The organism is Spirosoma profusum (assembly GCF_014699005.1).
Lineage (GTDB): Bacteria > Bacteroidota > Bacteroidia > Cytophagales > Spirosomataceae > Spirosoma > Spirosoma profusum.
Genome location: NZ_JACWZY010000002.1, coordinates 342919 through 355627 on the forward strand (window position 1 = coordinate 342919; position 12709 = coordinate 355627).

General features: G+C 47.4%; 11 protein-coding genes and 1 tRNA gene. 10 read left to right on the forward strand and 2 right to left on the reverse strand.

The features are described from left to right. The first annotated feature begins 29 nt into the window (after window positions 1–29). From IC229_RS03750 to IC229_RS03765, 4 genes are all read left to right on the forward strand, one after another. The gene (locus IC229_RS03750; protein ID WP_190885582.1) at window positions 30–1604 is read left to right on the forward strand and encodes a flavin monoamine oxidase family protein; all 1575 of its coding nucleotides are present in this window, start codon (window positions 30–32) and stop codon (window positions 1602–1604) included. Between the two features lie 88 nt (window positions 1605–1692). Continuing rightward, entirely contained in the window at window positions 1693–2688 is a 996-nt protein-coding gene (locus tag IC229_RS03755) for a Hint domain-containing protein (protein WP_190885583.1), read from the forward strand. Window positions 2689–2799: 111 nt separating this feature from the next. Then, window positions 2800–3309, forward strand: coding sequence for a gamma carbonic anhydrase family protein (locus tag IC229_RS03760; RefSeq protein WP_190885584.1), 510 nt, complete (start codon window positions 2800–2802; stop codon window positions 3307–3309). A gap of 63 nt (window positions 3310–3372) precedes the next feature. Beyond that, window positions 3373–3990 carry a HupE/UreJ family protein gene (locus tag IC229_RS03765; protein WP_190885585.1) on the forward strand — a complete coding sequence of 206 codons (618 nt, stop codon included), beginning with the start codon at window positions 3373–3375 and terminating at the stop codon, window positions 3988–3990. Between the two features lie 7 nt (window positions 3991–3997). On the opposite strand, the gene IC229_RS03770 is transcribed toward IC229_RS03765, so the two are convergent. Next, window positions 3998–4888: a hypothetical protein gene (locus tag IC229_RS03770; protein WP_190885586.1), complete on the reverse strand. Its 891-nt coding sequence runs from the start codon at window positions 4886–4888 to the stop codon at window positions 3998–4000. Then, window positions 4888–6300 carry an MBOAT family O-acyltransferase gene (locus IC229_RS03775; protein ID WP_190885587.1) on the reverse strand — a complete coding sequence of 471 codons (1413 nt, stop codon included), beginning with the start codon at window positions 6298–6300 and terminating at the stop codon, window positions 4888–4890. Before IC229_RS03775 ends, IC229_RS03770 begins: the two co-directional genes overlap by 1 nt. A 256-nt stretch (window positions 6301–6556) precedes the next feature. On the opposite strand from IC229_RS03775, the gene IC229_RS03780 reads away from it, so the two are divergent. The 6 genes from IC229_RS03780 to IC229_RS03805 all read left to right on the forward strand — a co-directional run bounded on the left by IC229_RS03780 (window position 6557) and on the right by IC229_RS03805 (window position 12706). Continuing rightward, entirely contained in the window at window positions 6557–8968 is a 2412-nt protein-coding gene (locus IC229_RS03780; RefSeq protein WP_190885588.1) for a M1 family metallopeptidase, read from the forward strand. Window positions 8969–9064: 96 nt separating this feature from the next. Then, window positions 9065–9138, forward strand: a tRNA-Pro gene (locus tag IC229_RS03785). 573 nt (window positions 9139–9711) lie between these two features. Further along, window positions 9712–10548 carry a MotA/TolQ/ExbB proton channel family protein gene (locus IC229_RS03790; RefSeq protein ID WP_190885589.1) on the forward strand — a complete coding sequence of 279 codons (837 nt, stop codon included), beginning with the start codon at window positions 9712–9714 and terminating at the stop codon, window positions 10546–10548. 63 nt (window positions 10549–10611) lie between these two features. Beyond that, window positions 10612–11238 carry an ExbD/TolR family protein gene (locus IC229_RS03795; RefSeq protein WP_190885590.1) on the forward strand — a complete coding sequence of 209 codons (627 nt, stop codon included), beginning with the start codon at window positions 10612–10614 and terminating at the stop codon, window positions 11236–11238. 102 nt (window positions 11239–11340) lie between these two features. Beyond that, window positions 11341–11877, forward strand: a complete 537-nt coding sequence (locus IC229_RS03800; RefSeq protein ID WP_190885591.1) for an ExbD/TolR family protein — start codon at window positions 11341–11343, stop codon at window positions 11875–11877. Between the two features lie 4 nt (window positions 11878–11881). Further along, window positions 11882–12706: an energy transducer TonB gene (locus tag IC229_RS03805; protein WP_190885592.1), complete on the forward strand. Its 825-nt coding sequence runs from the start codon at window positions 11882–11884 to the stop codon at window positions 12704–12706. The last annotated feature ends 3 nt before the right edge of the window (window positions 12707–12709 follow it).

Consider the following 12709-nt stretch of genomic DNA (forward strand, 5'->3'; position numbering starts at 1 on the left):
CTAATGACTAATGACTATTGACTTCTTGTATGACAAGACGCGACTTCATCAACGCGACGAGTGCCAGTTATGCCAGTCTTTTGGCGTGGGGAATGCTTCATCCTGCCCCTGCTTCGGCGTTCAATTTGCCCGCCAACGGGCAACGTACCGACGGGAAAGGGCGAAAAGTAATTATTTTAGGCGCAGGTCTGGCTGGTATGACAGCCGCGTATGAACTCGGCAAACTTGGGTATGAGTGCACCATTCTGGAAGCGCGTTCACGCTCAGGCGGGCGCGTCTGGACGATTCGGGGTGGCACTAAAGAAACCGAAATTGGTGGTGGATCACCGCAAACCTGCTCGTTCGACAACGGCCATTATTTCAACGGCGGTGCCGCCCGTATTCCGCATCATCATCAACTCACCCTCCAGTATTGCAAGGAACTGAACGTACCGCTCCAGATTTTCAACGGGGCGAATGAATCAGCTTATCTGTATAATGACGGTGGTACGGGCGACCTGGCCAACCGGCGGATGCGTATCAGTGATTATCACAATGATATGCGTGGCTACACAGCCGAATTGCTTTCCAAAGCACTCGACCAGTCGACCCTGGACCAGCAGTTGACGAAGGAGGACGTAGAGAAGTTGATCGACTTTCTGAAAAACGAAGGCGATTTAAACACGGCCCATTTATATAAAGGCACAAATCGGCGCGGCTATAAAATAAAAAATGACCCAGGGGCCGGCAATTTACCCGGAACCCTAACCGACCCCTACGGGCTTACCGATTTGCTACGTTCGGGCTTCATGCAGCCGGTTTTCTACAACGTCGGCGATTACGCTTACGAGCAACAAGCTACGTTGCTGCAACCCATCGGCGGAATGGATGCGATTCCGAAAGCGTTTGAGAAAAAGCTGACGGGCAAAATTGTGTTCAACGCGCCGGTAAAGGAGTTACGCAAAACTGAAAATGGGGTTCGGGTTATCTACCAGAAAGATGGCAAAACCGTTGAAATCACCGGCGAATTTTGTGTTTGTACGTTGCCCTTGCCTATGTTGAAAAACCTGGAGTCGGATTTATCAGGAACTGTCAAGCGGGCCGCCGACTTTATTCCCTACATGAAAACGGGCAAAATCGGTCTGCAATTCAAGCGCCGATTCTGGGAAGAAGATGACGGTATTTACGGTGGAATTACACGTACCAATATGGATATCAACCAGATATGGTATCCGTCGTTTGGGTTGCAGGAAGCAAAAGGGGTTCTGATTGGCTATTACAATTTTTACAGCCGGGCCGAAGCCGTTGGCGCACTCTCTATTACCGAACGTGAGAAAATGGCTTTGGCATTGGGTGCCAAAATCCATCCGCAGTATCCCAACGAATTTGAGAATTCGTTCTCGTTAGCGTGGCATCGTACACCCTACAGCGAAGGTGGCTGGGCCAATTACGACGATGCCACGCGAAAAAAATACTACCCCGCCCTGCTTGAGCCTGATGGTAACATCTACTTTGCGGGTGAGCATACTACTTATCTGACTGCATGGATGGCGGGCGCTTTTACGTCAGCACGTAGAGCCGTTGAAGCCATTCACGCACGGGTAGGGGAGTACACAAAGAAATAAAGGCGGCAATAGGCTCCGGCTGTTGTCATAACTGCTTTCCAATTACAGACCTAGAAGTAACAGCCAGAGCCTGTTACCGCCAAATACCATGAAAAACAACCTGCTATCGATCCTAATTTTTCTTTGCTGTGCCGTAACGACTCAGTTATTAAGCCAGCGCGTATGGGCGCAAACGGCATCAGCCAGTATGACTTTGGAGCAATTAAATGCGATCAAAGCCATCAAAATCGCCAACCTCGATAAAGATACGTACTTCAAATCAGGCGGCTTCATACTAGATCGTTATGAAGAGCGTCCCGCCTACGTATTCACCTACAGCGATGGCATCACCCGGAAAATCTACCTTTACAAAGTCTTTTCTGCCGAAGACACCAAAGAACTCGGCCTGCTGGCTATCTATCAGAATGGCAAAACCAACGAGGTAAAACCATTCGTCATTCCGGGCGCTTCAGCTGACCGCAAAGCGTGGGATGCTTACATCGACGATCTCAAATACGTCGGCGAAAAAGAGCCGGGACTGATGTCGACACTGACGTTCGTGCTTTCGCGCGAGATGGCAGGTCTATTGTCTGGGAACAATGGTAAATCAGATGGAGGTGGGACGAAGAAAAAAGAAGAGTATAACTTCTGCTTTGCGCCAACTGCTCCTGTTACGTTATCAGACGGTTCGTCAAAACCCATCAGTACTGTTCAGGTGGGCGACGTAGTGATGGGATACAACGCAGCAACTAAGACCTTCGCCCCAACGAACGTAACACGTTTCAACACGCACCAGGGCAATTTTGCATTGGCTGCGGTTTGGCTCACACCCACCCAGGAACTTACCGCTGACACACGTAACACGCCCGCTACGTTGACGCTACTCGAAGCAACGGCCAACCATCCCGTTCTGACGGCGGCTGGCCAAAAACCATTGGGCAACGTAACGACTGGCGATATCCTATTCCGCATGGAAAATGGCAAATTGGTAACGTATCGCGTAGTGCGTACTGAAAAATCGGTACGTTCGGTAAACACCGTTTACAACCTTTCGACGGAATCGGGTGCCTATCTGGTGCACGAAACGGTCGTAATGGATAAATAATTTCGCTTTTGCTACGTAACGCGGCCATCTTATCCACATGGTTATATCTACTATGTGGACAAGATGGCCGCGTTACGTATTTTTGCCGAAAATGACCAATCAACGTTAGATATGGCACTGATTAAATCTGTTCATGGCATCTCCCCACAATTCGGTGATAACTGTTGGTTTGCCGATAATGCTACGTTAGTTGGACAAATAACAATGGGCCGGGATTGTACCGTCTGGTTTAACGCCGTCGTGCGGGGCGATGTAAACACCATTACCATTGGTGACCGGACCAACATTCAGGATGGGGCCGTTATTCACTGCACGTATCAGCGGTTTAAAACCACCATCGGTAGCAACGTATCAATTGCGCACAATGCTGTTGTGCATGGTTGTACGCTCGAAGACAACGTATTAGTTGGTATGGGCGCGATTGTGATGGATGGAGCTGTAGTGGGATCGGGAAGTATTATTGCAGCAGGTGCCATTGTAACACAACATGCCGTTGTACCACCGGGGTCGATTTATGCTGGAAATCCAGCCCGTTTTCTAAAAGCCGTTTCGCCCGAACAGGCCGAAATTTTTAGTCGCACGGCTAACAACTACGTCATGTACGCAGAATGGTTTAAATGAATCTGTCCGTCTAGATAGCCGAGCAATCTGCTACGTTGATACTCCCAAACTTTCCTTTTGTTAATGGATGATTTTCTGATTTACCTACGGCTCGGGTTCGACCATATCACCGATCCCAGCGGCTATGATCATATCCTATTTGTTGTGGCTCTCTGTGCAGTTTATACCCTTCAGCAATGGCGACAGGTATTGATTTTGGTAACGGCATTTACTATTGGGCATTCCATTACGTTAGCGATGGCAACATTGCGACTAATTCAATACAAAACCGAAGTAATAGAACTTCTGATTCCGATTACCATTCTGATAACGGCCTTTGCTAACTTCTTTTTTCAGGAGACAAAATCAAAATCGGCTTCCAGCAATCAACGTAGCAGAAACCGCCTTCGCTATGGGTTGGCGATGGCATTCGGACTTATTCATGGGATGGGATTTTCGAACTACCTGCGCAGTTTGCTGGGCCGGGAAGCTGAAATTGTGAAGCCATTACTAGCTTTTAACATCGGTCTGGAAATTGGTCAGCTTCTGATTGTCAGCCTGATGCTATTGCTGGCGTTTGTGGTACTGGATATTCTCAATAAATCCCGATTGCGCTGGGTGCTGATTGTATCAGGAATTGTGGCCGGTATGGCACTCTCGCTTGTAATTAACAATGAGTATCTGAAAGAGGTGATGCAGTAGCGTTACGTTACCGATTAGGCGTAGAAGTTGGCTGCGAAATGGTTTGCGATTGGCTTAGTTGCTCGTATAGATAACGCGTGTATCGGATACATTCATTACGTGGCAAGTGAATACCGTCAGTTGTTTGATATGTATCGGTTGGGTATGGAATGTGTTGGTAGGCCGAATTTGAGAACGTAGCATCCACCAATTCCCTCAGCCGACGACTAACGTTGGTATTGCGGATTCGAGGGTCGGTTGGCATCTCAAAAAAGATCAGCTTTGTTCCCCGCTTCTGTAATTCCTGAATATACGTATCGGCTTTGTCGATTGTCTGCTGTAGGGCCTTATCGTCAGGTCTATCATTGGTTTGGCTGAGTCGCTTTTGCACCAGCCGAGTTACAAAAGCCGTATCGACGGTTTCGACAATATCGTCTGATGCTCCTCCACGCCAGTCACGTAACAACGCTTTCATGACGCCAATCGGCTGATATTTAAGCCGCATGAATGGTACGTATTCCCGAATCTGTGACCAGCCCGTCTCTGTAAATTTGCCGAAAAACGTAGTGTCAGGCATTCGATCTAACGTATTGATTTCAACCAACACCAGCTTTGGTTTGTATCCAGCATGCGCAATCAGATGCAGCCCATCTACCGACGCCATTCCCTCCAGCGCTAAATTGTAGTAACGGTCATTATGTCCGGGCAGACTATCGAACAGCAGCCGGTTACTCATAGACGACCCTACAATGACTGTATCGGCCTGCGTTCCGTTTTCGTAGAGAAACTCTTCGGCTTTAACCGTGTTACGTTGCTCAACGGTTTGTGCTGTTCGGCGGATGCTGCTCCGAAAAACAGTAATGAACAAGCTGTAAGTCAGCAGTAACAATAGGGTTGTGAATAGCGCTTTCCGAATCATTAGAATTGAAAATAGATAAACGCTCCTCCCGAGCCGCTATTCGTAATCACTAAAAAAATCATAATAGCATAGGCCGCAAACTCCCAGGCAGGGTGTTTTTCAGTTTTGCTTCTACGTTCACCTAGTAAATAATTGACATGATACAGAATCACAGCCAGCGCATACACCGCAATTAAACTGAGAACACGCCCATCGTTGGGTTTATCGATATTATTCACCAATGCCCGACAATACGCAATGACGTGGCTGAAATCGGGTAGTTTGAATAATAACCATAAAACCGTTACGTAGGCAAAAACAATAATACCCCGAATGAACTCACTTACACGAGTCGGTTTTGTTGGAAACAGATTATCGATAAACCGCTCCACCGCTAGCGCCAGTCCATGCGCGAATCCCCAAATGGCGTAACTCCAGGCCGCTCCGTGCCATAAACCGCCCAAAACCATCGTCAACATCAGGTTCAGGTACGTTCGAAATGCACCGTGCCGGTTTCCGCCCAAAGGAATGTATAAGTATTCCCGCAGAAAGCTCGAAAGCGAAATATGCCAGCGTCGCCAGAAATCGGAGAACGAAACCGATACGTAGGGGAAGTTGAAATTTATAGGAAAGTCGTATCCAAACAGCCCGGCCAGCCCGAGTGCAATGAGTGAATAACCAGCAAAATCGGCGAAAATCTGCATGGAATAGCCGAATAATAGCCCCAGCAACGTAAGCGATGAATAGGCTTCAAAGTACGGATATGTAATAAGAGCCGTGTGGTCTTTTAGGTTATCGGCAATGACCATTTTCAAAAAATATCCAACCACCAACGCACGGAAGCACTTGTCCCACTGAATATCCTGCCAGAATTTTGGCTTGATCTGGGGGAGGAAAAAATACGCTTTCACGATAGGACCGGCCACCAGCTGCGGAAAAAATGCCTTGAAGAAAAAGACAGTCTGCGCGTGTTTCGCCAGATTTCGGGCAATCATTGATCGAAATTGGGGTACGTCGCGATTCCGATACGTATCGACCACCAGACTGATTCCCTGAAACGTAAAGAAAGAAATACCAATAGGCAACGGCAAGGCAATCAACGTCTCGGCGAGCGAACTATCGGCAGGCAAAAACGTGCGGCTTAATAGGGGCCCGTATTTGAAGAAACAAAGAATGCTCAGATTAGCTACAACACCCCAAACCGCGTGAAAATGCCTTCGGTCGCTACGTCCATAAATTACGAAGTAACTGGAAACGATATTAATCGATACCGAGAGCAACAGCAACCACAGCAAATCGGCCTGGTTAGCGGCATAAAACACCAGACTCGCCAGAATGAGTACTGGTACCTGCCACCGTCGTAAGGGTGGTAAGTAATAGAGAATCAGGGTTATGATTACCAGAACGACGAATTCAAAACTGGTAAAAAGCATTTTTAAAGAGGACTAACATAATGGTATAAGAGGCAATATTAAGGATGAACTAGTATTGGAAACAAAAAATACTTTTTCACCGGTCGTCTAAGATGAATGTCATGCCTCATTCAAATGTGGCATAAACAACGTAGTAACATAAAGTCTTGCTACGTTTCTGGAACACTTTCACTACGTTACGATTCGGCTATTTGCTAATATATTTTATACTTTTTCTTTACTTTTACGTGCATTTCATGACAACTACAACCTAACTATGCAAAAGATAATTTTGCTGTCGGCCGCTCTGGCCGTTTCAGTTTGGTCGGTACAGGCGCAGGCACCGGCACCAGCTACTCAAAACGCGAACACACGCTTCGAGCAGTTAGGCCCCATGCTACCGACTCCCAATACGTTCCGGACAGCCGCCGGAGCGCCCGGTAAAGATTATTTCCAGAATCGTGCTGACTACGATATTAAGGTAGAACTGGACGATGCCAATCAGAAAATAACTGGCTCGGAAACCGTTACGTATCACAACAATTCGACCGACGAACTGCCTTTCATCTGGCTTCAGCTCGACCAGAATCTGTTTGCCAAAGGCTCAATCGGTAGCGTTACCCGTACGGGCGGTGTGAGCGAGAGCGGCATGAGTTTCTCGCAGTTGCAGAATCTGACTTCGGTGCGCGAACGCAGCCAGCAGCAGGCAACTGATAAATACGGCTATAAAATCACGGCGGTGAAAGATGCCAAATCGGGCAATCCGTTGAAATACGCCATCAATCAGACTATGATGCGAATCGACTTGCCTACGGCATTAAAGCCTGGAGCCAGTTATTCGTTCAATGTCGACTGGAATTATTTCATTACCGAATACTACGGACGTAGCGGAATGGAGTTTTTCCCGAAAGATGGAAACTACAATTATTTCATTGCCCACTGGTTCCCCCGCCTTTGCGCTTATAACGACGTAAATGGCTGGCAGAATAAACAGTTCCTGGGTCAAGGCGAGTTTACGCTGATTTTTGGTAACTATAAAGTAGCGATCACGGTACCGAACGACCACGTAGTTGGCTCTACGGGCGAATGCCAGAATTATAAGCAAGTCTTGACGGCCACTCAACAGAAACGTCTGGCTCAGGCCGCTACGTCGAAAACGCCGGTTGTGATCGTGACACAGGCCGAAGCCGAAGCTGCCGAAAAAGCAAAGCCTGGCGACGCTAAGGGCAAAAAAACCTGGATTTACACCGCGCAGAACGTTCGTGACTTTGCTTTTACCAGCAGCCGCAAATTCATCTGGGATGCCATGCAAACGGATGTTTACGGAGACGGTCGCAAAATCTGGAGTATGTCGTTCTATTCGAAAGAAGGAAATCCACTCTGGGGACAATATTCGACTCGTGTAGTAGAGCATACGCTGAAATCGTATGGTAACCGCACCATTAAATACCCATATCCGGTGGCTATTTCATGCCACGCTACGGCGGGTGGGGGTATGGAGTATCCGATGATTTCGTTCAACGGCGGTCGGCCCGAACCCGATGGTACGTATTCGGCTCAGACCAAAGCCGGCATGATTGGGGTTATCATCCACGAAGTTGGTCATAACTTCTTCCCGATGATCGTTAACTCCGATGAACGTCAGTGGACCTGGATGGACGAAGGTCTCAATACGTTCTGCCAGTATCTGGCTGAGAAAGAGTGGGATTATGAATTCCCATCGCGCCGGGGTGAGCCGCAGTATATTGTCGATTACATGAAATCGGATAAATCGGTGTTGTCACCAATCATGACTTCATCCGATAACGTCATCAGTCTTGGGCCTAATGCGTATGCCAAACCTGCTACGGCGCTCAACATTCTGCGCGAAACCGTCATGGGTCGCGAATTATTCGATTATGCATTCAAAGAATACGCGCGTCGTTGGGCGTTTAAAAGCCCTGAACCTGCCGATTTCTTCCGCACGCTGGAAGATGCATCCGGTGTTGACCTCGACTGGTTCTGGAAAGGCTGGTTCTACGGCGTTGAACCCGTTGATCAGGATTTGACAGAAGTAGAATGGTATCAGGTCGATTCGGGCGACCCGGTTGCTTCGAAAGCTGCTGCAAAGGCCGAAGCGCAACGTCGGGCTGGTACGGTCAGCAAACAGCGCGATGCTGCTACCAAGGCTGAAACTGTTGTAGCCAAAGACTCGACCATGAACGACTTCTACAACAGCTATGATCCTTACGCGGTAACGGAAAACGATAAAAAGAAATATCAGGAGTATCTGGCAACGTTGAGTGAGTCGGAACGTAACACGCTTACTGCTACGGCCGGTACAAACTTCTATACCCTTTCGTTAAAAAATAAAGGCGGTGTTCCCATGCCCGTTATTATTCGGATGCAGTTTGAAGACGGCACAGACTCAGTAGCTCGCTTCCCAGCTGAAATCTGGCGTTTCAATGACGTATCGCTTAAAAAAGTCATTGCCACGAGCAAGAAAGTAACGCAGTGGACGCTCGACCCGTATCAGGAAATCGCTGACATTGACGCTGAAAACAACTCATTCCCTCGGGTATCGCAGCCAACGCGGTTCCAGTTGTTCAAGCAACGGCAGAGTCCTTTTGCTCCTCAGGGGCAAAATCCGATGCAACAACAGCGGGGCGGTACTACCCCGCCAGCAAGACAAGGTAGTGGTAGAAATTAATGATTAATGGATAATGTACAATGAATAATAGTAGCCCAGAATTTATCCATTATTCATTGTACATTATCCATTATCCATTAGTTTTGCAGTCCCTTTCGGGATGTAGCGCAGTCCGGTAGCGTGCTTGCATGGGGTGCAAGAGGTCGTGGGTTCGAATCCCGCCTTCCCGACAATTCTTAGAGAGACGTAGTGTTTGCTACGTCTCTTTTTTGTTGCCCTGCTACGTTTAATGGAATATGAACGTATAGAACGTAGTATGCTTTTCACTTGTCGTTGCGCTCTCTCAACAACTCTTTTTACATTTTTCTGAAGTTGTTTGTGGAATTTGGCACTACGTAGCATCTATCCAGAAACAAGCTGTTAATCATTCTATGAGAGCTATTAAAAACAATCTTAACAATTATTTCATGAGCCATGCCCCGCCCTAACTACGTATCGGGTAGCGCTTTATCAGAGAGGGTTTTGAGTCGGGAATTGATAAACAAGAATTTAGCATTCTGGTTATCCGAAAAAAAATAATTCAGCAAAGTCAGATATATCCAAGTATTTATTGCTGGATTACAATATAAGTGAAACATTTGCCAAAAGGAATTGTGTGGTTTTTAACGGAAATCACATATTTTTGTGGAGGTTCGACGGTATTTCTATTAAATTTTTAACCGGACAAACCGAAAGAGTCTAAATTTTTCACTTTTTTTACCGGGTAAACCAACTTTTAATTTTAACCCTACAGTCCAGTTCCAATGAAAACACAAACACCCTCTCCAGCGCCCGCTAAAGCACCAGCACCAAAAAAGAAATCATCGGGCGGTCTGAATCCAGCGTTCGTAATCCCGGTTCTGTTACTCATCGGTATCCTGACGTATATGTTCGTCTTCGGTGATGGCAGCCACTTCCAGGAAGGCGACAATACCAAAGAACCCCTCCCAGGCGATTACTTCGGTACCGTGTATAAAGGGGGATTCATCGTACCAATTCTTTTTACCTGTTTTCTAACGGTACTGGTATTCTCGATCGAGCGCTTTATCACGATTGGTCGTGCAAATGGTTCGGGTTCTATCGACGATTTCGTTCGGAAGATCAAATCTCAACTTGACCGTAATGAAGTAGCTGCTGCTATCCAGGAGTGCGATCGTCAGAAAGGTTCGATTGGTAACGTAGTAAAAACCGCGCTGCTGAAGTATCAGCAACTGGCTACCGATCCTGAATTGAACAAAGAGCAGAAACTGGTTGCCCTTCAGAAAGAAGTAGAAGAAGCTACCACGCTCGAACTGCCGATGCTGGAAAAGAACCTGACCATTATCGCTACGCTGGCTTCGGTATCTACGCTGATTGCTCTGCTCGGAACGGTACTTGGTATGATTCGCGCTTTCGCAGCTATGGGTGCTACAGGTCAGCCTGACACGGCCGCTCTGTCGACGGGTATCTCTGAAGCTCTTGTAAACACGGCGCTTGGTATCGGTACAGCTGCTATCGCTACGATCATGTATAGCTACTTCACCAGCCGCATCGACGTACTGACGTACAACATCGACGAAATCGGTCTGAGCATCCAGCAGAATTTTGCTGCTCACTACTAATCGTTGACAAGTTGATGTAATTAACCCACCTGTCGAATTCGACAGGTCGAAACAGAACAACCTATGCCAGCAGTTAAAATAAAACGTGCCAGTTCGACGGTAGATATGACCGCGATGTGCGACGTAGCGTTTCTGTTGCTGACGTTCTTTATCCTGACGGCTCAGTTCCGGGCGCAGGATGCCGCAGCAATTGAAACCCCATCGTCTATCTCTGGCATCAAAGTCCCTGATAAGGACATTATGACCATTGGTCTTGGCAGAGATGGTAAAGTCTATTTCGGTATCGATAACCAGCAGAATCGCATCGCGATGCTGGACAATATCGCAACCGCCAAAGGCATTACGTTCTCCGATAAGGAAAAGAAAGAGTTTGCCCTGATGTCGAACTTCGGTTTGCCAATAGCTCAGCTTAAATCATTCCTGAGTATGTCTAAAGAGCAGCAGGCAAAAATCAAGCAGCCTGGTATTCCAACGGACTCAACAGGAGCAGCTGCTACAAACGAGTTGAAAGACTGGGTGTTTAACTCCCGGAAAGCGAACAACGGGCTGCGAATTGCGTTGAAGGGCGATAACCTCGCTAAATTCCCCGAATTCAAGAACGTTCTTGCTACGTTGCAGGCGCAGAATATTAATAAGTTCAACCTGATCACGGGTACGGAAGCTCCGCCCGCCGGTTGGACAGCCGACTAACACAGTTTTTAGTTCAGAGTTTTCGGTTTACAGTTCTCGGTTGGTAGTCTTCGGCAACTAACTGAAAACCCTGGAACTGAAAACTGTAAACCTAATCAAGCCATGGCAGAAATTAACACTGGCGGTGGTGGTGGTAAACATGATGGTGGTAAGGTACGGTCCAAGAAAGCGTCGACCCGGGTGGATATGACCCCCATGGTTGACCTGGGCTTCCTGCTAATTACCTTCTTCATTTTGGCCACCACCCTGAGCAAACCATCTTCGATGACGCTCAACGTGCCAGACAAAACAAAACAGGAAGAAACGGAGCCTATAAAGGCTTCCAACGTAATGACCGTCTTTCTTGGGAAAGACAACAAAGCACATTACATCTTTGGCAAAGCCGCTAACGAAGACCCGGAAGTGAAAACAATCGGGTATGGTTATGAATTTCGTCAGGCGCTCTCCGAGAATGTTAAAAAAGTAGGTGGCGAAAAATTCGTTGTTGTTATCAAACCGACGAAGCAATCGACCTATAAAAACATGGTTGATGTGCTGGACGAGATGGCGATCACCAAGCTGAAACGCTACGCGTTAGTGGATCAGTTGACGGCGGATGAGAAGAAACTGTTAAAGGACAAAGTTAAATTAGACGCATAACACCATGGCAGAAGTAGACGCTAAGGCAACGCTCGATGATATCGTGTTTGCCCACCGGAATAAAGCATATGGTGCTTATGATCTGCGGAAAACGTACCCCAAAAATATAACGCGTGCCCTTATTATTGGTGGCATTCTGTTTACACTAGGTGTACTTTCTCCTTCGATTATCAGTGCCCTGACTCCGGAGAAAAAAGAAGAAGCGATGGTAGAAGTAGATTTAATGAAACTTCCTCCTCCGCCTATTGATCCGAATGAACCGCCACCACCGCCACCACCACCGGTAGAAGTACCGAAGGTGAATACGGTGAAGTTTCTTCCGCCTGAAGTAAAACCAGATGAGGAGGTACCTGAAGAAACACCTCCACCAGCTGTTGAAGAACTGAAAGAGGCTGTTGCTGCTGAAAAAACGCAGGAAGGTGACCCTAACGCTGAAGAAGTAATTGCGGCTCCTGAAGCAACGGCTGCTCCAACGAAAGTTGAGGTAGCTGTAGAAGCGGCTCCGAAAGAAGAAGAAATCTTTACGGTAGTAGAGCAACAACCTGAATTTCCGGGCGGTATGGCTGCATTGGGTCAGTACTTAGGCAAAAACCTACGTTACCCAGCTGCCGCGCAGCGAGCCAACATTTCGGGGCGTGTATTCGTTAGCTTTGTTGTAAATACTGATGGTAGTATTCAGGACGTATCAGTACTGAAAGGTCTTGGTTTCGGTACGGATGAAGAAGCACAACGCGTTGTAAAAAGTATGCCGAAATGGCGGCCAGGTAAACAATCAGGCCGTCCGGTACGGGTGAAATATAATCTGCCGATTAATTTCACGCTGGAATAAGCT